At 70.8% G+C, this 17,120-nt stretch carries 19 protein-coding genes; 5 read left to right on the forward strand and 14 right to left on the reverse strand.

Translation table 11 applies throughout. The features are described 5' to 3' along the window. Positions 1 to 9: 9 nt before the first annotated feature. From KXR53_RS09665 to KXR53_RS09675, 3 genes are all read right to left on the reverse strand, one after another. Positions 10 to 735, reverse strand: a complete 726-nt coding sequence (locus KXR53_RS09665) for a hypothetical protein (RefSeq protein ID WP_437374913.1) — start codon at positions 733 to 735, stop codon at positions 10 to 12. Further along, positions 732 to 1,457, reverse strand: coding sequence for a VWA domain-containing protein (locus KXR53_RS09670; protein ID WP_437374914.1), 726 nt, complete (start codon positions 1,455 to 1,457; stop codon positions 732 to 734). The genes KXR53_RS09665 and KXR53_RS09670 overlap by 4 nt, the downstream gene beginning before the upstream one ends. A 71-nt stretch (positions 1,458 to 1,528) precedes the next feature. Beyond that, complete coding sequence (locus KXR53_RS09675) at positions 1,529 to 1,684, reverse strand: hypothetical protein (protein WP_437374915.1); 156 nt, start codon at positions 1,682 to 1,684, stop codon at positions 1,529 to 1,531. A 133-nt stretch (positions 1,685 to 1,817) separates the two neighbouring features. Here KXR53_RS09675 and KXR53_RS09680 point away from each other — a divergent pair, with 133 nt between their 5' ends. Together KXR53_RS09680 and KXR53_RS09685 are read left to right on the forward strand one after the other, a co-directional pair. Beyond that, a complete protein-coding gene (locus KXR53_RS09680; RefSeq protein ID WP_437374916.1) occupies positions 1,818 to 2,738 on the forward strand; it encodes a LysR substrate-binding domain-containing protein in 921 nt (306 codons plus the stop codon). Between the two features lie 34 nt (positions 2,739 to 2,772). Beyond that, positions 2,773 to 3,825: a TAXI family TRAP transporter solute-binding subunit gene (locus tag KXR53_RS09685; RefSeq protein WP_437374917.1), complete on the forward strand. Its 1,053-nt coding sequence runs from the start codon at positions 2,773 to 2,775 to the stop codon at positions 3,823 to 3,825. An 18-nt stretch (positions 3,826 to 3,843) separates the two neighbouring features. Here KXR53_RS09685 and KXR53_RS09690 read toward each other — a convergent pair whose 3' ends face one another. Together KXR53_RS09690 and KXR53_RS09695 are read right to left on the reverse strand one after the other, a co-directional pair. Next, complete coding sequence (locus tag KXR53_RS09690) at positions 3,844 to 5,016, reverse strand: M20 aminoacylase family protein (RefSeq protein WP_437374918.1); 1,173 nt, start codon at positions 5,014 to 5,016, stop codon at positions 3,844 to 3,846. A 131-nt stretch (positions 5,017 to 5,147) separates the two neighbouring features. Beyond that, positions 5,148 to 6,035: a trypsin-like serine peptidase gene (locus tag KXR53_RS09695; protein ID WP_437374919.1), complete on the reverse strand. Its 888-nt coding sequence runs from the start codon at positions 6,033 to 6,035 to the stop codon at positions 5,148 to 5,150. A 240-nt stretch (positions 6,036 to 6,275) separates the two neighbouring features. On the opposite strand from KXR53_RS09695, the gene clpS reads away from it, so the two are divergent. Beyond that, positions 6,276 to 6,584, forward strand: coding sequence for an ATP-dependent Clp protease adapter ClpS (clpS, locus tag KXR53_RS09700; protein ID WP_437374920.1), 309 nt, complete (start codon positions 6,276 to 6,278; stop codon positions 6,582 to 6,584). 210 nt (positions 6,585 to 6,794) lie between these two features. On the opposite strand, the gene KXR53_RS09705 is transcribed toward clpS, so the two are convergent. After that, complete coding sequence (locus tag KXR53_RS09705) at positions 6,795 to 7,733, reverse strand: ribokinase (RefSeq protein WP_437374921.1); 939 nt, start codon at positions 7,731 to 7,733, stop codon at positions 6,795 to 6,797. Positions 7,734 to 7,893: 160 nt separating this feature from the next. On the opposite strand from KXR53_RS09705, the gene KXR53_RS09710 reads away from it, so the two are divergent. Then, positions 7,894 to 9,099, forward strand: coding sequence for a M20 aminoacylase family protein (locus tag KXR53_RS09710; RefSeq protein ID WP_437374922.1), 1,206 nt, complete (start codon positions 7,894 to 7,896; stop codon positions 9,097 to 9,099). A 6-nt stretch (positions 9,100 to 9,105) separates the two neighbouring features. Here KXR53_RS09710 and KXR53_RS09715 read toward each other — a convergent pair whose 3' ends face one another. From KXR53_RS09715 to KXR53_RS09725, 3 genes are all read right to left on the reverse strand, one after another. Further along, entirely contained in the window at positions 9,106 to 9,672 is a 567-nt protein-coding gene (locus KXR53_RS09715; RefSeq protein WP_437374923.1) for a hypothetical protein, read from the reverse strand. 81 nt (positions 9,673 to 9,753) lie between these two features. Continuing rightward, positions 9,754 to 10,374, reverse strand: coding sequence for a TetR/AcrR family transcriptional regulator (locus KXR53_RS09720; RefSeq protein ID WP_437374924.1), 621 nt, complete (start codon positions 10,372 to 10,374; stop codon positions 9,754 to 9,756). A 76-nt stretch (positions 10,375 to 10,450) separates the two neighbouring features. After that, positions 10,451 to 10,942 carry a VOC family protein gene (locus KXR53_RS09725; RefSeq protein WP_437374925.1) on the reverse strand — a complete coding sequence of 164 codons (492 nt, stop codon included), beginning with the start codon at positions 10,940 to 10,942 and terminating at the stop codon, positions 10,451 to 10,453. 230 nt (positions 10,943 to 11,172) lie between these two features. Here KXR53_RS09725 and hemA point away from each other — a divergent pair, with 230 nt between their 5' ends. Beyond that, a complete protein-coding gene (gene hemA / locus KXR53_RS09730; RefSeq protein WP_437374926.1) occupies positions 11,173 to 12,393 on the forward strand; it encodes a 5-aminolevulinate synthase in 1,221 nt (406 codons plus the stop codon). Between the two features lie 136 nt (positions 12,394 to 12,529). On the opposite strand, the gene KXR53_RS09735 is transcribed toward hemA, so the two are convergent. The 5 genes from KXR53_RS09735 to KXR53_RS09755 all read right to left on the reverse strand — a co-directional run bounded on the left by KXR53_RS09735 (position 12,530) and on the right by KXR53_RS09755 (position 16,908). Continuing rightward, on the reverse strand, positions 12,530 to 12,772 hold the full coding sequence (locus KXR53_RS09735) for an antitoxin (protein WP_437374927.1): 243 nt from the start codon (positions 12,770 to 12,772) through the stop codon (positions 12,530 to 12,532). 132 nt (positions 12,773 to 12,904) lie between these two features. Beyond that, positions 12,905 to 13,801: a bifunctional 5,10-methylenetetrahydrofolate dehydrogenase/5,10-methenyltetrahydrofolate cyclohydrolase gene (locus KXR53_RS09740; RefSeq protein WP_437374928.1), complete on the reverse strand. Its 897-nt coding sequence runs from the start codon at positions 13,799 to 13,801 to the stop codon at positions 12,905 to 12,907. 79 nt (positions 13,802 to 13,880) lie between these two features. Then, complete coding sequence (locus KXR53_RS09745; RefSeq protein ID WP_437374929.1) at positions 13,881 to 14,687, reverse strand: carbohydrate ABC transporter permease; 807 nt, start codon at positions 14,685 to 14,687, stop codon at positions 13,881 to 13,883. Beyond that, entirely contained in the window at positions 14,684 to 15,553 is an 870-nt protein-coding gene (locus tag KXR53_RS09750; protein WP_437374930.1) for a carbohydrate ABC transporter permease, read from the reverse strand. Before KXR53_RS09750 ends, KXR53_RS09745 begins: the two co-directional genes overlap by 4 nt. 134 nt (positions 15,554 to 15,687) lie before the next feature. Beyond that, on the reverse strand, positions 15,688 to 16,908 hold the full coding sequence (locus KXR53_RS09755; RefSeq protein WP_437374931.1) for an ABC transporter substrate-binding protein: 1,221 nt from the start codon (positions 16,906 to 16,908) through the stop codon (positions 15,688 to 15,690). Positions 16,909 to 17,120: the final 212 nt, after the last annotated feature.

Genomic DNA, 17,120 nt, shown 5'->3' on the forward strand with positions numbered 1-17,120 from the left:
CCTCCCGGCTCAGATCCCGAGCAACTTGTCGCGAGCGGCGTTGAGCTTGGCCGCCATGTCGGCCGAGCCGCCGCGGTCCGGGTGGTGCCGCTTCATCATCCGGCGATGCGCCGCCTTCACCGCCGCGGGCGAGGCGCCGGCGGCGAGGCCGAGCAGGGCGTAAGCCTCCGCCTCCGACATCTCCCCCTTGCGGACGCCGGCGCCGTCCTGCTTCGTCCAGTCGGGCCCGAAGCGGCGGTCGAGATAGGTCTCGAGCACCCGCGCCGAATCGGGATCGTCGGCGCGGCACTCGGCCAGGAGGCGCAGCAGCGCCGATAGCGGCAGCGAGGCCAGGCTGCGCCCTTCGATCGGGCCCGGGCGCAGGACATAGCCGTCCATCGCGCCGCTGGCGTGGTCGAGCTGCATGTCGAGGCTGCGCGTCTTCAGCCGCGAGGCACCGCCAGGCTTCGGCCCGGCCGCGGTGCGGCGTGAGCGGTGCCAGCGCAGGATCCAGGGCGCGAACTGGATCAGGAGCGGCGACAGGCGCTGTAGCCAGAGCAGCAGGGCGCCGAACACGGCAAGCAGCCCGGCCAGGCGGCCGGTGAGGAGCAGGAACAGCCCGAGCCCGGCCAGCAGCACGATGCCGCCCCAGCGGGCGCCGCGCAGCACCGTCTTCGGCTCGGTGGTGGCGAACCAGCGGGCGAGCAGCGGCAGCCCGATGCCGAGCGCCAGAACCAGGATGAGGAGCTGGATCACGGCTTCGGCCCGGTCCCCCCCATCCGCCCGATCAGCGCCGTGACCGCGGCGCCGCGGCGGCGGCCGAGATCCTCCAGCGCCGCGCGACCGCCGGCAGCATAGACCGCGACCGCCGCCAGCAAGTCGCGGAGCTGGCCGGGGCTCGAGGAATCAAAGGGGCAGTAGGCGCCGCGGGTCAGGCGCGCGATTTCGCGGAAGGCGCGGGCGGCGACCGGATCGTGCCCTTCGTGGAACAGGAAGACCGGCACGCCGCGCAGCCCCAGCCGGCCGGCCTGGGCGCAGACCCGGTCGATCGACTCCTCGAAGGCGTCGCCGACGAAGACGAGGGCGTCGACCTTGCCACGCCCGGCCTCGGCCTCGGCATGCGCCAGCACCCGGCCGATCTGGGTCTCGCCGGCCCGGCAGCGCACCTTGCTCATCAGCCGCGCCAGCTCCGCCCCGTCGGAGATCCAGGCGCTGGCCTTGCATTCGCCGAAGCCGCGGTAGAAGACGAGCTGCAGGTCGAGCCCGCCGAGCGACGCGGTCTCGACGAACATCTCGCCCTGCAGGCGGCAGGCACGGTCCCAGGTATCCTCACGGCTCTGCGTCGCGTCCAGCGCGAAGATCAGCCGGCCGCGCCGCCCGTCCTCACGCCGCACCGGCGTCGCCGCCACCCGGCGCAGGAAGGCATCCACCTCCGACCGGCCCTGGCCGGCGGGCAGCTTCTCGTCGGATCCCGTCATCGTTTCGCGTCCATCGCAAATATGATGGGGACCGGCGGACGGAAATCCAATCGGAACGGGTTGCGAACCGCTCAGCGGCGATCGGTCAGACCCCCCTCTGTCAGGCCCACGTCCCGGCGCAGCGCCTGCGGCAGCATCTCGACCGAACGTAGAGCCGGGCGCCATGTCAGCAACCGGCGCAGCAGGCCGGGGCGGAAGGGGCGGCGGGAGATCGGGACGAAGGCCATGGCCGTGCTCCGAGGCTTGCCGGGGTCGCCGATCCATGAGACAGAATCATCATGAACTCGGCTGGGCAGCAGCCTATGCAGCCCCACGGGCCGTGGCGAATGATGGTTTTTCGCATCGGCATGAGCATGACTAATGGGTGACGTGATCCTGCACCTGCCGTTGGCGGCGCTGCGCACCTTCGACAGCGTCGCCCGGCACCTCAGCTTCACCAGGGCGGCGGCCGAGCTGGCGGTGACCCAGAGCGCGGTCAGCCACCAGATCCGGTCGCTCGAATCCGATCTCTGCGTCCGGCTGTTCAAGCGGCTGAACCCCGGCATCGCCCTGACTGAAGCGGGAGAGCAGCTGGCGCCGGAGGTGCGGGCGGCGCTGGAGCGGCTGGGCACAGCCGTCGCCCATGTCAAGCGCTGCGGCCGCGGCGGGGTGCTGCGGGTCGGGGCCGGGGGCGCCTTCGCCACCGGTTGGCTGGTGCCGCGGCTCGGCCGCTTCGCTGCCACGCATCCGGAGATCGAGGTGCGGCTGTCGATGGCGATGCGCAATCCGGACCTGGAGGAGGATGAGCTGGACCTCGCGGTGCTGAGCCGGGACTCGGACCGGCCGCTGCAGCCGGATAGCGAGGCGGTGCTGTTCGAGGAGCGGATCTACCCGGTGTGCAGTCCGACCCTGCTGCCCCTGCTGAAGCGCCCGGCCGACCTGACCCGGGTGACCCTGCTGCACGAGGAATGCGATGAGGAGCCGTCGCCGCGCTCGGCCCTGAGCTGGGAGCTGTGGCTGGAGCGGCTGGGCGTGGCCGGGCTGCCGCGGCGCAGCGGCATCCACCTCAGCCACTTCACCCTGGTGCTGGCAGCGGCGCTGGACGGGGTCGGGGTCGCGCTCGGCCGCGAGCAGTTGATCCAGGCGCCGCTGGCCGAGGGCCGGCTGATCCGCCCCTTCGGCCCGGAGCTGGAGCTGCGCAGCCGACGCCAGGTCATCCGCTGGCGCAGCGCGCCCGGAAACGAATCCCGCATCACCGCATTCCGCAGCTGGCTTCTGGCGGAAAGCGCGGCCGATCGTTAGCCTCCTCGCGGTGCACCACCAATCCGGATCGATGATGCCCGCTTCGCGCGCCCCCCTCCTCTCGGCCGTCGTCCTCCTCCTCGGCCTCGCCGCCGCTGGCGCCCGGGCCCAGGACACCGCCCCCCAGGCCCCGCCGCGGGAGATCATCGTCGCCACCGCCCCGGTCGACTCGCCGCTCGGCCGCTGGGGCGCCGCCTTCGTCGATCGGCTGAAGGCGGAGGCCGGCCAGCCGGTGTCGGAGGCGATCACCGCCGGCCCCCTGCCGAATGTCGCGCTGCTGCAGAGCGGCCGGGTGGCCATTGGCCTCGTGTCGCTGGACGTCGCCGCCGCGGCCTGGGAGGGCAAGAGCCCGATGGCGCCGGGCCTGAAGTTCGATCATCTGCGCGTCCTGGCGCCGGTGGCGCCCGCCGCGGTGCTGCGCTTCGTGGTCCCGGCCGGCAGCGGCATCGTCACCGCCTCCGCCCTCGCCAGCAAGCGGGTGGCCGTCGCCACCGACGACGCCTTGACCGAGCCGATGCTGAAGGCGCTGGGCATCGAGGCGACGCTGCGGCGCATGCCGCTGACCGAGGCGGCGAAACAGCTGGCCGACAAGAAGATCGACGCCGTCGCCGTCACCGGCCTCGCCCCCTTCGCCCTGCCGCCGGAGCAGCCGGCGGTGACCTTCGGCCTGACCGTGGCGGAGATCGCGAAGGTGGCCGGGGCGATTCCGGGCGTGGCCGCCGCCGCGGTGCCGCTGCCGCCGCCCGCGCCCCCGGCCCCGCCGGCCGATCCGGCCGCCGCCGCCGACCCAACCGTCGGGCCACCGACTGCGGCGCCGGCCCCCGCCCCGGCCGCACCACCGCAGCCGCTGCCGCCCAGCGCCGGCATGTGGACCTGGCTGGTCGCGACCGATGCGCTGCCCGAGGGGGTAGCCCGCCGCGCCACCGAGATCGCGGTCGGCAAGGCCGGGCCGCTGACCGAGGCCGCGGGCCTCGCCGGCGCCCCGGCCCCCGACCCGCTGACCAACCGCGCCCTGCCCTTCCATCCCGGCGCCGCCGCGGCCTGGGCGGCACACGGCGTCACGGTGCCGACGGACCGGGCGCCGTAAAGGAGGGTTCAGCCGGGGCTAGCTCGCCTTCAACTGGGTCTCAACCAGGGTCGCCAGCAGCGAGGCGCCGATCGGCAGGATCTCGTCGTTGAAGTCGTAGCGCGGGTTGTGGATCATCGCGTCCGAGGCGCCGCCGGCCTGGCCGAGGAAGAGATAGGCGCCCGGCCGGGCGTTCAGCAGATAGGCGAAATCCTCGCCGCCCAGCGACGGCTCGACGTCGCGCCGGACATTGTCGTCGCCGACCACCGCGGTCGCCGCCAGCGCTGCGGCCTCCGCCTGATCGGCGTGGTTCAGCGTGGCCGGGTAGCCGTACTGGTAGTCGAGGCCGATCGACACGTCGAAGGCGGCGGCGATGCCGTCGACGATCCGCCGGATGCCGGCGACGATCATCTCCTGCACCTCGGGCCGGAAGGTCCGCACCGTGCCGTTCAGATAGGCCTCGTCCGGGATCACGTTATGGGTGCTGCCGGTGTGGATCTGGGTGACCGACAGCACCGCCGCATCCATCGGGTTGGCATTGCGGCTGACGAGCGTCTGCAGCGCGCCGACCAGCTGGGCCGCGATCACCACCGGGTCCTTGGCCCTCTGCGGGATGGCGGCATGGCCGCCGACGCCGCGGATCCGGATCTCGAACATGTCGGCCGCCGCCATCATCGGGCCGGGCCGCACCCCGACCGTGCCGGCCGGCAGCAGCGGCCAGTTGTGCAGGGCGTAGACCTCGTCGCAGGGGAAGCGATCGAACAGCCCTTCCCTGACCATCACCTCGCCGCCGCCGCCATTCTCTTCGGCCGGCTGGAAGATGAAATGCACGGTGCCATCGAAGTTGCGGGTCTCCGCCAGGTACTGCGCGGCGCCCAGCAGCATGGTGGTGTGGCCGTCATGGCCGCAGGCGTGCATCTTGCCCGGCACGGTCGATTTGTAGGCGAAGTCGTTGGCCTCGGCCATCGGCAGGCAGTCCATGTCGGCGCGCAGGCCGATGGTGCGGCCGCTGTCGGTCCGCCCCTTCAGCACCCCGACCACGCCGGTCTTGGCCAGGCCGCGATGCACCTCGATGCCCCAGGCGGCCAGCCTCTCCGCCACCAGGGCCGATGTCCGCACCTCCTCGAAGGCCAGCTCGGGATGGGCGTGGAGATCGCGCCGCCAGGCGGTCATCTCCTCCTTGCGGGCGGCGATCGAATTGATGACGGGCATCGGTCGGTCTCGTCTTGCGCTGGCTGGGATGGCGAAACCCCGATACTGGTCCGTCCGCGCCGCCGGGGCAACCCGGCGCTGGCGCGCAGGGGCCATTCACACCGCGTCAGCCGAGTCGGTACCCCCGCCGGTCAGACGAACCGCGCCCGCGCCTCCCGCACGAGATCGGTCAGGTCGGGGCCGCCGGCGACGGCGGTCGCGGGGCTTTCGTCGCCGACTCCGGCCACGCCGACGACGAAGGGGCCGCCATCCCAGAAGCCGAAGACCGGGCTGCCGGACATGCCGGGCCCGAAGGCGGCCCCGGCGACCTGCATCCGCCCGGGATCATCCTCGTCCAGGAAGAAGCCGGTCTGGAACACCGGCAGGGTGCCTCCCGCGGCGTCCGGCGCATAGGCGATGTTGCACCAGACGTCGGTCTCGTTGTCCCAGTCGCCGTCATAGGTCCTGGCGCCCAGGAAGCCCAGGCTGTCGCCGAGGCGCTGGTTGAGCACGATCACCGCATAATCGCCAGCGTCGCAGGTGATCACATCCGTCACCGCCGCGGCCGCGAAGACGAGGCCGCCGCGGGGAAACAACACCGAGGCGATCCGCGCGTCCCAATCCAGGACATGGCTGGCGGTGAGCACGTGCCGGGGCCCGATCAGCACACCGGATCCCGACCGCGCACCCGATACCACCTTGCAGACGCAGCGCCAGGGGAAGGAGGCGTCGGTGTAGGACCGGCGGGTCCCGGCGGCGGGTTGCCGCCCCTGCTCTCCCGACGGCAGCCGCGGCAGCGGCGACGGCCGGAGCGGCACCGGCCGCGCGATGATCGCAGCGGGATGGCTGGGCATCGACGGCAGCACCTCCGGCACGAGCGCCGGCGGAGACAGGAGGCTTGGGGTACGATGCCAGGCGAAGCAGGACCGCGTGCCGTGGAAATCGGACAGGCCCGCAGGGGCTTCCGCCCGATGGATCGGGATCCGGAGCTGGCAGGCGGCCAGCGCATCCGGTGACAAGGGCAGGGTGCTTCTCGTCAAGACCGACAGCATCGTCATCGCCCCCCGGTTCAACCGATCGGGTCCAGCCGCTCCGCCGCGACGGGCCCTCGGAATGCTGCCATTCCAGCAGAGGCGGTGGGCCGCGTCGTCATACGAACGGAGGATGCCGTGTCGGATTCCGAGGCCCGGACGGAAGGTCGCGCGGGATGGACCCATGGCGCCGGGCGTGAGAAGCTGCCGCCGCATTTCCGCTGCTGCACCGCATCCGAGGAGCAGCCGATGAGCGAGATCACGACCAAGCCCCGCGTCACGACCCGGCCCAAGACGGAACGGCCGCGCCTGCACAAGGTCATCCTGCTGAACGACGACTACACGCCGCGCGACTTCGTGGTCGTCGTCCTGAAGGGCGAGTTCCGGATGAGCGAGGACCAGGCCTACCGGGTGATGATGACCGCGCATCGGCGCGGCGCCTGCGTTGTCGCCGTCTATCCCAAGGAGATCGCCGAGACGAAGGCGACACGCGGCACCGAGGCCGGCCGCCGGATGGGCTATCCGCTGATGTTCACGACCGAGCCGGAGGAGAAGTAGGGCTGGCCCTTGCCCTGTGCGGACGCGATAGGCGGATGGGCCGGAGTCGCCCCCTCACCCGAAATCGCTGCGCGATTTCGACCTCTCCCCAAGGAGAGGTGAAGGAAGGCGTCGCTCCGAAATCCCTCTCCTCGGGGAGAGGGAGGGGCCCATTCGCGACAGCGAATGGGAGGGTGAGGGGGATCCCGGCCGAGCCGCCGGGCCCAAATATCAGCCGATCCCGGCCGTCGGGCCGAGCTGCGGCAGGGCGGCGTCGATCGCGGCGGCGGTCGGCATGCTTTCCTGCGCGCCGAGGGCCAGGCAGGCCAGGGCGGCGCCGGTCGAGGCCCGGCGCAGCGCCTGCTCGAGCGGCAGCCCGGCATCGAGCCCGGCCGCCAGCACGCCGGTGAAGGTGTCGCCGGCGCCGGTGGTGTCGACCGGCCGGATCGGCAGCGCCGGCACGGCGAAGCCGGCACCCCAATCAGGAAGATCGGGCCCGACCGCGATCGCGCCCTCGCCGCCCAGGGTGACGACGCAGGTCAGCCCCAGCCTGTCGCTGAGCGCCCCGGCGGCGGCCCGTGGATCGGCGGCATCGAGGCCGAGCCCGCCGGCGATCGCCAGCGCCTCGTGCTCGTTCACCACCAGCAGGTCGAGGTCGCGCAGCGCCGCCTCCGGCACCGGCGCGGCCGGGGCGACGTTGAGGATGGCGCGGCAGCCGCGGGCCCGGGCGCGCCGCAGCAGCGCCCAGTTCTGCTCCGGCGGCAGCTCCATCTGCAGCACCAGCAGCGTGTCCGGCGTCAGCCGATCGTCCGGCACCTGGCCGGCCGTGACCGCGAGATTGGCGCCGCTGCCGACGGCGATGAAGTTCTCGGCCCCCGCATCGACGCAGATATAGGCGACGCCGGTCGGGCGGTCGCTGGTGGCGATCAGGGCCGTATCGACCCCTTCCTTCGCCAAGGTGGCGCGCATCACCTGGCCGAAGCCGTCGCCGCCGACCGCGCCGGCCATCGCCACCCGCGCCCCGGCCCGCGCCGCCGCCACCGCCTGGTTCGATCCCTTGCCGCCGGGCTTGGTGACGTAGCCCTCGCACAGAACGGTCTCGCCCGGCCGCGGCAGCACCGTGACCGCCATCACCAGGTCCATGTTGATCGAGCCGAAATCCAGGATCACGCGGCTTTCCTCCCCGACGAAGCGCGCGATCCTGGCGCGCCGCGGGCCGGAACGCAACCGATCCGCACGGGATCCGTCCACCGCCCCTGGGCGCAGGACGGAAAACCTGCAAAGCTTCGTCCCTTCCCGACCTGCCGAGACCCAACCGAGAGGGACGACCGTGACCACCGACCCGAATGCCATCTTGTCGGCCATCAAGGCCTATGAGGACGAGCTGATCGCCATCCGCCGCGACATTCACGCCCATCCCGAGACCGGCTTCGAAGAGGTACGCACCGCGGCCCTGGTGGCGCGGAAGCTGCGCGACTGGGGCATCGAGACGCATGAGGGTATCGCCAAAACTGGCGTGGTCGGCACGCTGAAGGGCAACCGGCCCGGCCAGCGCGCGGTGGCGCTGCGCGCCGACATGGACGCGCTGTTCATTGATGAGAAGACGGGCCTGCCGTACGCCTCAACCGTTCCCGGCAAGATGCATGCCTGCGGCCATGACGGCCACACCGCAATGCTGCTGGGCGCGGCCCGCTATCTCTCCGAGAACCGGGACTTCGCGGGCACGGTGCACTTCATCTTCCAGCCGGCCGAGGAAGGCCTGGGCGGCGGCCAGCTGATGGTGGAAGAGGGCCTGTTCGACCGCTTCCCGGCCGACGCCGTCTACGGCATGCACAACAATCCCGGCCGGGCGGTCGGCGAGTTCGGCCTCCGCCCCGGCCCGATGCTGGCGGCCAGCGACACCTGGACCGTCACCTTCGGCGGCACCGGCGGCCATGGCGGCTCGGCCCCCCATCTCGCCACCGATCCGACGGTGGTGACGGCGCATTTCATCCTGGCGGCCCAGGCCATCGTCGGCCGCAACATCCCGGCGGTGGAGCCGGCGGTGATCAGCGTCGGCCATGTCTCCGGCGGCTCGATCGGCTCGCCCAACATCATCCCGCCCGAGGTGGTGGTGGCCGGCACCTCGCGCAGCTACTCCCCGAAGGTGCGCGACACGATCGAGCGCCGGCTGCGCGAGACCGCCGAGGGGCTGGCCGCCACCTATGGCTGCACCGCCGAGGTCGAGTACCAGCGCCGCTACCCGCCTCTGGTCAACCACCCGGAGCAGACGGAGATCGCGGCTGGGGTCGCAGCCAGCATCGTCGGCGCCGACAAGGTCGCGACCAGCATCCCGCCGATCACCGGGGCCGAGGACTTCTCCTTCATGCTGGAGAAGAGGCCCGGCGCCTTCATCATGATCGGCAACGGCGTCAACCCGGACGGCAGCTACCACTACGTCCACACGCCGCATTACAACTTCAACGACGAGATCCTCGCCCTCGGCGCGACCTACTGGGTCACGCTCGTCGGCGAGGAGTTGGGCGTGAAGGAATAGGGCGCTTTACGCCGCCTGCACCGTGCCGTCCGGCGCGAGCCGGACGGTGAACGGGTCGGCGACCTCGCCGGCGACGCTGAGATGCGACACCCAGCCGCTGACCTCGATCGTGCCGTCGGGCAGGGTGCGGGCGGCGGCGGGGCGGACGGCACCGTCCAGCGCGGGCGGCACCAGGTCGGCGCCGCTCTTCAGCACCTCGCCGCCCATCACGATCTCCTCGACCCAGCGCAGGGCGATCGCTTCGCGCGTCGCCGCATCCGCCGCGGCCCAGCCGGTCTCCGGCAGCAGCAGCGGGGCGAGGTCGTCCGGCGTGGCCGCCGCCTGCCAGACTCCGCCGATGGCGACGCCGCGCCACCGTGGCGCCGCATCCGGCGCGATATGGCCGATGAAGGTCACCCGCGGGAAGCTGTCCGGACGATACAGATAGAGGGGGGCTTGCGCGGCGTCGGTCCCGGCCGAGCCGAAATACGCGGCCAGGGCCTCCTCGTAGGGCGGCCTCTCGCTGGCGACCGCCAGATCGGCCTGACCCAGGCTGAGCAGGACCGACATGCCCCAGTAGCGAAACTTCGCCATCCGCTTTCCTCCGCCGCCTGCGCCCCTTCGCACCCGGAGGTAAGTGGGAATTGCGGCGAAACAAGGGTCCGAAACAAGACCTTAACGTGTTGTATAGGCGCGCAAAAAGACCGCCACCGCGCGCTCGGCGATGCCCCGCAGCTCCGCAGGCTGCGGCGGCGGCTCGACGCCGAACAGGGTGCGCTGCCGCCGTCCGCCCTGCATCAGCGCGACCAGATCCTCCGCCGCCTCGGCCGGATCGGCGGGGCGCAGCGCGCCCGCCTCCATCTTGGTCCGCAGGAAGTCCGCCAGGGCGGCGCGGACGCGGCCCGGACCCGCGTCGTAGAACAGGCGCGCCAGATCCGGAAAGGCGGCGGCCTGGGCGACCATCAGCCGCTGCACGCCGAGGATCTCGGGATCGAAGATGCGGCGCAGCATGCGTTCGCCGAAGGTGGCGAGCTCGTCCGCCAGGTCGCCGGCGGGGTCGAGCCCGGCCAGGGACTGCTGCTTGTAGCGGTCGAAGATGGCGCGGAACAGCCCTTCCTTGCTGCCGAAATGGCTGTACAGGGTCTGCTTGGCGACGCCGGCCTCGGCCGCCACCCGGTCCATGCTGGCGGCATAGCCGTCGGCCATGAACACCCGGATCCCGGCCTCGAGAATCGCCTCGCGCTTCTTCCGGCTGCGCGGGGTCGCCGCCCAGGCCGCCGCGGTCTGCGCCATCATCCACCCCTGCTCGCGCCTCGATGCCCGCGATCATGCCGCCGAAGCCGGCCATCGCAAAGCCCGGCGCGAGGAGTGGTCAGGCTTCGCCCCGATAGGCCCGCTGCAGCGCGGCGATGTCGATCTTGCCCATCTGCATCATCGCCTGCATCACCCTGGCCGCTTTCGCCGGGTCGGGGTCGTGCTGCATCTCGATCAGGATGTCGGGCGTGACCTGCCACCACACGCCGAACTTGTCCTTCAGCCAGCCGCATTGGCTGTGCTCGCCGCCGCCCTCGACGAGGCAGGCCCAGAACCGGTCGACCTCCTCCTGCGTCTCGCAGTGGACGACGAAGGAGACCGCCCAGGTGAACTCGAAACGCGATCCGCCGTTCAAGGCGGTGAAGGCCTGGCCCTCCAGCTCGAAGCCGACGGTCAGGACGCTGCCCTTCGGCCCCGGCCCGGCGTCGCCGTTGCGCAGGACGGAGGTGATCCTCGAATTGTCGAAGATCGAGACATAGAACTCGGCCGCTTCCTCGGCCTGGCCGTTGAACCACAGGAAGGGGGTGATCTTCTGGGTGATCTTGGGCACGTGAACTCTCCCTCGGCTGGACACCGTGATCCAAGGACGGTCGGATCCGGCGCCTTCCGACAGGCGGCCGGAGATTTTCCAGCCGTTCATCGCGTGCGGCGGATCGCCGCCGAAGCCGCCGGCGGCCTCGCCTCTTGGCGCGCTTCGACTATGGTGCCATTTCACGCGGCGGCGCCAGATGCGTTAGTATTCCTGCCTGGGCCCGGCCCGCGGCACGGCGAGACGGTGGAATGGACTACGAGAACATCTTCCGGACGGCGATCGAGACGCTGAAGGCCGAGGGCCGCTACCGCATCTTCGCCGAGCTCGAGCGCCATGCCGGGGCATTCCCGCGCGCCGCCCATCACGGGCTGGAAGGGGCGCCGGACGTCACCGTCTGGTGCTCGAACGACTATCTCGGCATGGGCCAGCACCCGGCGGTGCTGACGGCGATGCACGAGGCGCTGGACCGCTGCGGCGCCGGCGCCGGCGGCACCCGCAACATCTCCGGCACCCATATCTATCACCGGGCGCTGGAGGCCGAGCTGGCCGACCTGCACGGCAAGGAGGCGGCCCTCCTCTTCACCTCCGGCTACGTCTCGAACGACGCCTCGCTGTCGACCCTGGCGAAGCTGATCCCCGGCTGCGTCGTGTTCTCCGACGCGCTGAACCACGCCTCGATGATCGCCGGCATCCGCAATTCCGGCTGCGAGAAGCGGATCTTCCGCCACAACGACCCGGCCGACCTCGACCGGCTGATGTCGGAATACCCGCTGACCCGGCCGAAGCTGGTGGCGTTCGAGAGCGTGTACTCGATGGACGGCGACATCGCGCCAATCGCCGAGATCTGTGACGTCGCGGACCGGCACGGCGCCATGACCTATCTCGACGAGGTCCATGCCGTGGGCATGTACGGGCCGCGCGGCGGCGGCATCGCCGAGCGCGACGGGTTGACCCGGCGCCTCACCGTGATCGAGGGGACGCTGGGCAAGGCCTTTGGCGTGATGGGCGGCTATGTCGCCGGCTCGGCCATGCTGGTCGACGCGCTGCGCAGCCACGCCCCCGGCTTCATCTTCACCACCTCGTTGCCGCCGGTGGTCGCGGCCGGGGCCCTGGCTGCGATCCGGCACCTCAAGGCCAGCACCGCCGAGCGCGAGCGGCACCAGGAGCGGGCGGCGATGCTGAAGCGTCTTCTGCGCGCCGCCGGCCTGCCGGTGATGCCGTCGGTCAGCCACATCGTGCCGGTCCTCGTCGGCGACGCCCGGCTGTGCAAGGCGGCCAGCGACCTGCTGCTGGAGCGGCACCGCATCTACGTCCAGCCGATCAACTACCCGACCGTGCCTCGCGGGGCCGAGCGGCTGCGCCTGACCCCGACGCCGCTGCACGATGACCTGCAGATGGCGCGGCTGGTCGAGGCGCTGCGCGATGTCTGGTCGACGCTCTCGATCCCCGTCTCAGCCGCGGCAGCCTGACCTGCCGCGCAGGCCGCCCGCGCCGCCCCCGGCGCGGGACCGGCCGCGGGTGAAGCCGCCGCCTCCGAAGGGCCGGGTCAGGCCTTCGCCCAGTTCTCCACCGCCAGGCGGGAAGAAGAGCTGAAAGGGGGTTGGCTCAGGAAGAGTCCCAGTCCCTCTCCTTCTGCTCGCGCTGCTCCCGGCCTTCAGCCATGAAGCCTGGCGGGAAGGAGGCGAAGACCTCCGCCACCCTGGCCAGCGAGCGGGCCGCCGCCGGCCGGATGATCAGGCTATCGCCCCGGCGCTCGATCTCGACATCCCGCGCCGTATCGGCGAAGGCGAGCTCCTTCGGGATGCGCACGGCCAGGGAGTTTCCGCTTCTGAAGAGCCGGGTCCGCATCTCGGATGCCTCCGCGCCGCTGGATCGCCACGCCCCCCGGCTCAAGGCCGGGGTCCTCGCGATGACGGGTCGATATTTCGGGCCACTGCTACTACAGCATATACGACGCGATCGGTCTCGCGCGCCGCCCCGTCAGGCCATTGACGCCCCCAGCCGCGCCTCGTAATGCGCCTTCTGGCGGCGGGTGGCGACCACGGTGTTGCGCATCAGCACCGCCACCGTCACCGGCCCGACGCCACCCGGCACCGGGGTGATCCAGCCCGCCACCGGGGCGACGCTGTCGTAATCGACATCGCCGACCACCCGGCTCTTGCCGTCATCGTCCAGCACCTCGTTGATGCCGATGTCGATCACCGCGGCGCCCGGCTTGATCATGTCGCCGGTGACCAGCTTCGGCTTGCCGACGGCGACGAACACCGCATCGGCCCGGCGAGAATGCATCGAGACGGAGCGGGTCATGTGGTGGCAGACCGTGACCGTCGCCCCCTCCGCCATCAAGAGGAAGGCGATCGGCTTGCCGACGATCTCGGAATGGCCGATCACCACCGCCTCCAGCCCCTCCAGCTTCAGGCCGGTGCGCTTCAGCATCTCGACGGCGGCCAGTGCGGTGCAGGGCGCCAGCTCCAGCTCGTTGTAGACGATGTTGCCGATCGAGGCCGGGTTCATGCCCTCGACATCCTTCAGCGGGTGGATCGTCGTCTGCATCGCCTTGATCGAGATGTGCTTCGGCACCGGCCGCTGCAGGATGATGCCGCTGACCTGCGGATCGACATTGAGGGCGGCGATGGTGGCGCGCAGCTCCTCCTGCGTCAGGCTCTCGGGCAGGCGCCTCGTCTCGAAGGCGATGCCGACCCGCTCTGCCGTCCGCCGCTGGTTGCGGACATAGACGTCGACCGCGCTCTCGTCGCCAACCGTGATCGACACCAGCTTCGGCGGCCAATGCGCCTCACCCAGCGCCTGCACCTCCGCCGCCACCTCGGCCAGGATGGCATCCGCCACCGCCCGTCCGGTTAGGTCCCGTTCGCCCATCGCCCGCTCCGCCACACATCCCGCGATGCGCGGCTTTTGGCCCCAGGGGGCCGCAGCGTCAACCCATGGTCGCGGATGTCTACTTTGTGCCGAGAGCGAAGCCGCGCAGCAGGTGCTTCTGGATGTAGCCCGCGACCAGCAGCACCGGCAGGGAGGACAAGAGGCCGATCGCCATCAGCCGGCCCCACAGCGTCTCGTCCTCGGTGATGAAGGTGGCGACGTAGAGCGGCAGGGTGAAGCGGCTGGGCCGCTGCAGGTACAGCAGCGAGAACAGGAACTCGTTCCAGCACAGGATCAGGGCGAAGATCAGCGTCGCCACCAGCCCCGGCAGCGCCAGCGGCAGCACGATGTGCCACAGCCGGCGCAAAAGGCCCGCGCCGTCGATCGCCGCCGCGGCCTCGATCTCCACCGGCACCTCGCGCACGAAGCCGAGCAGCATCCACAGGCAGAAGGGCAGGGTGTAGAGCTGGTAGACCAGCACCAGGCCGGAGAGGGTGCCGAGCAGGCCGAGATCGAGCAACAACGCGTGCAGCGGCAGCGCCACCACGATCGGCGGCATCAGCTTGACCACCAGCACCAGCAGCAGGAACAGGACGTCGAGCCGCTTCGGGAAGCGGAACCGGGCCAGCGCATAGGCGGCGAGAAAGCCGGCGGCGAGCGACAGCAGCGTGGCGCCGAAGGCGACGATGGCGGTGTTCTTCAGCCGCACCAGGAAGCCGTCGTCGAGCACGGCCCGGATGTTGTCGAGCGTCGGGGCGGTCGGCAGGAAGCCCCGGCCGGCGCGGGCCGGGTCCTCGAAGGCGGCGCCAAGCATCCAGACGATCGGCAGGGCGAAGACGAGGACGAACAGGGCGATGCCGAGATAGGGCAGGGCGCGGCGGATCACCTGGCCGAGCCCCGCATCGCCTGGGCGGCGTAGACGGCGCAGAGCACGCAGGCGATCGCCATCATCACCACCGAGGCGGCGGCGGCCAGGCCGACATCGAAGAACTTGAAGCCCTTCTGATAGACATACATCGACATCGTCTCGGTGGCGTTGCCGGGGCCGCCGCCGGTCAGGGCGTAGACCTTGTCGAACAGCTTGAAGGTGTCGATCAGGCGCAGCAGCAGCGCCAGGAAGATCTGGCCGCGCACCAGCGGCAGCACGATGCGGGTCAAGAGCACCCAGGGCCGGGCGCCGTCGGTCCGCGCCGCCTCCACCACCTCGGGCGGGATCGACTGCAGCCCGGCCAGGACGATCAGCGTCGTCATCGGCGTCCACTGCCAGGTGTCGACCAGCATCACCGACCACAGCGCCAGGCCGGGGTCGGACAGCCAGGCCACCGGCGGGAGGCCGAGCCAGCCGAGGGCGCCGTTCAGCACCCCGACATCGTGATGGAACCAGGACCGCCAGATCGCCGAGCAGACCAGCGTCGACAGCATCATCGGATAGACCACGACCGACAGCACCGCGCCACGGCCGCGGAACTCGCGGTTCAGCAGCAGGGCCAGCGCGGTGCCGAGCGCGACCTGGACCACCGAGGCGACGACGGCGAATTTCACCGTGTTACCGATGTCGACCCGGAAGAACCAGTCGCCGAACAGCGCGGCGTAGTTGCCAAAGCCGGCCCAGCGCGCCGCGTCCGCCGCGAAGTCGATCTTCTGGAAGGAATAGGCCGCGACCTGCAGCACCGGCCAGAGCGCGAACACGACCAGCAGCAGCGCGGCGGGAAGCAGGAGCAGGACGAGCTGCCGTCGGTCGGTGAAGAGCATGGATACCGTCTAGTGCTTTCCGTCATCCCCGCAGAAGCGGGGATCTCCTCGAGACTTCAAAGAGATCCCGTGTCTGCGCTGCAGCACGTTGTGCCGCAGCGCGCACGGGATGACGATTCAGGATGTGACCGCGCCTACTTCGCTAGCGCCGCATCGATATCGGCCGAAGCCTTCTTCAGCGCCTCCTCGGCGCTCATCTGGCCGACCAGGGCGAGCTGGAGGTAATCGCCAAGGATTGATTCGACCTGCGGCCACTGCTTGATCCGCGGCCGCGACACGCCGGCCTCGAGCGCCTTCAACTGGTCCGGGTACCAGCGGTACTTGGCGACCAGGTCCTTGTCGGCATAGAGCGCGGTCAGGGTCGGCGGCAGGCCGAAGCGCAGCGCCAGCTCCTTCTGCATCGCGGCCGAGCCGAGGAAGTCCAGAAACTTCTGCGCCGCCTCGGCATTGGGCGCGCCGGACGGGATCGCCACCTGCCAGATGCCGAGCATCGGCGCCGGGCCCTTGGTCTCGCCCGGGGCCGGGCCGATCGCGACCTTGCCGACCACCTTGGACTTGGCGGCGTCGTCCAGCGACGGCACCCAGGCCGGCCAGATTTCGATCGCCATGGCAGCGCGGCCCTGCTCCAGCGCGTCGCGCACCTCGGTGGCGTTGTACGTCTCGACCCCGGTCGGGGCATAGGCCTTCAGCGACAGGAACTGCTGCAGCGCCTTGATCCCGGCCGGCGAGGCCAGCGCCGCCTTGCCCGAGCCGTCGATGATCTCGCCGCCATGGGCCCAGAAGATCGGCAGGAAGCCGGTGACGATCGGGTTGCCCTTGGTGCCGCGGAACACCACGCCGGCGACATTCGGGTCCTTGGCCTTCAGCGTTTCCGCCGCCTTGACCACGTCGCTCCAGCTCTTCGGCGCCGACAGGCCGGCGGCCTGAAACAGGTCGGTGCGGTAGGCGAACATCTCGACATTGCCGACGAAGGGCTGCGCCACCGCCTGCCCGTCCTTGTCCTTGGCCAGGGCTGCCAGGCTGGGGATCACGCCGGACAGGTCGGCCGTCACCGGCTTCAGCCAGCCATTGGCGGTGAATTCCGGCATCCAGGTGTCGTCGACGACGATCACGTCATAGGCGTCGGCGCCACCGCGCAGCGACACCACCAGCTTCTCGTACAGGCTGCCATAGGGCAGCTTCAGCAGCTCGATCTCGGTGTCCGGCGACGCCTTCTTGTAGGCCTCGACCGCATAGGCCAGCGCATCGCCGTAGACGCCGTCGCGGCCGGCGATCACCAACTCGTCCGCCTGCGCCGCCCCGGCCAGCAGCAGCGCCGCCAGCCCGGCCACCCGGCCGATCATCGTCCCTGTCATCTTCGATACCTCCCAGTCCGCAGGATGGTCGGCGACGTCCCGGAAGACGAGCCTTGAACACGTGTTCACAAACCCTCACACCAGTTCGTCGGCCGCACCGCTCTCCGGCGGCGCTTCTATCATGGCGCCCGGAACCGCACGCTTTCAAGGAAATGAATGTTTGGTGACGGTCCGATGACATTCGCGCGGGCCAGGCAATTCCGGCTTTACGG

The organism is Inquilinus limosus (assembly GCF_051487185.1).
In the GTDB taxonomy this organism is placed as follows: Bacteria; Pseudomonadota; Alphaproteobacteria; order DSM-16000; family Inquilinaceae; genus Inquilinus; species Inquilinus limosus_F.

Excerpts from the sequence above, each read along its gene's own strand:
- KXR53_RS09670 (WP_437374914.1), bottom strand. The coding sequence starts at position 1,457 with ATGACGGGATCCGACGAGAAGCTGCCCGCCGGCCAGGGCCGGTCGGAG.
- KXR53_RS09675 (WP_437374915.1), bottom strand. The coding sequence starts at position 1,684 with ATGGCCTTCGTCCCGATCTCCCGCCGCCCCTTCCGCCCCGGCCTGCTG.
- KXR53_RS09690 (WP_437374918.1), bottom strand. The coding sequence starts at position 5,016 with ATGCCCGTCATCAATTCGATCGCCGCCCGCAAGGAGGAGATGACCGCC.
- KXR53_RS09720 (WP_437374924.1), bottom strand. The coding sequence starts at position 10,374 with ATGATGGCGCAGACCGCGGCGGCCTGGGCGGCGACCCCGCGCAGCCGG.
- KXR53_RS09735 (WP_437374927.1), bottom strand. The coding sequence starts at position 12,772 with ATGCGGACCCGGCTCTTCAGAAGCGGAAACTCCCTGGCCGTGCGCATC.
- KXR53_RS09715 (WP_437374923.1), bottom strand. The coding sequence starts at position 9,672 with ATGGCGAAGTTTCGCTACTGGGGCATGTCGGTCCTGCTCAGCCTGGGT.
- KXR53_RS09750 (WP_437374930.1), bottom strand. The coding sequence starts at position 15,553 with ATGCTCTTCACCGACCGACGGCAGCTCGTCCTGCTCCTGCTTCCCGCC.
- clpS (WP_437374920.1), top strand. The coding sequence starts at position 6,276 with ATGAGCGAGATCACGACCAAGCCCCGCGTCACGACCCGGCCCAAGACG.
- KXR53_RS09755 (WP_437374931.1), bottom strand. The coding sequence starts at position 16,908 with ATGACAGGGACGATGATCGGCCGGGTGGCCGGGCTGGCGGCGCTGCTG.
- KXR53_RS09740 (WP_437374928.1), bottom strand. The coding sequence starts at position 13,801 with ATGGGCGAACGGGACCTAACCGGACGGGCGGTGGCGGATGCCATCCTG.
- hemA (WP_437374926.1), top strand. The coding sequence starts at position 11,173 with ATGGACTACGAGAACATCTTCCGGACGGCGATCGAGACGCTGAAGGCC.
- KXR53_RS09680 (WP_437374916.1), top strand. The coding sequence starts at position 1,818 with ATGGGTGACGTGATCCTGCACCTGCCGTTGGCGGCGCTGCGCACCTTC.
- KXR53_RS09685 (WP_437374917.1), top strand. The coding sequence starts at position 2,773 with ATGCCCGCTTCGCGCGCCCCCCTCCTCTCGGCCGTCGTCCTCCTCCTC.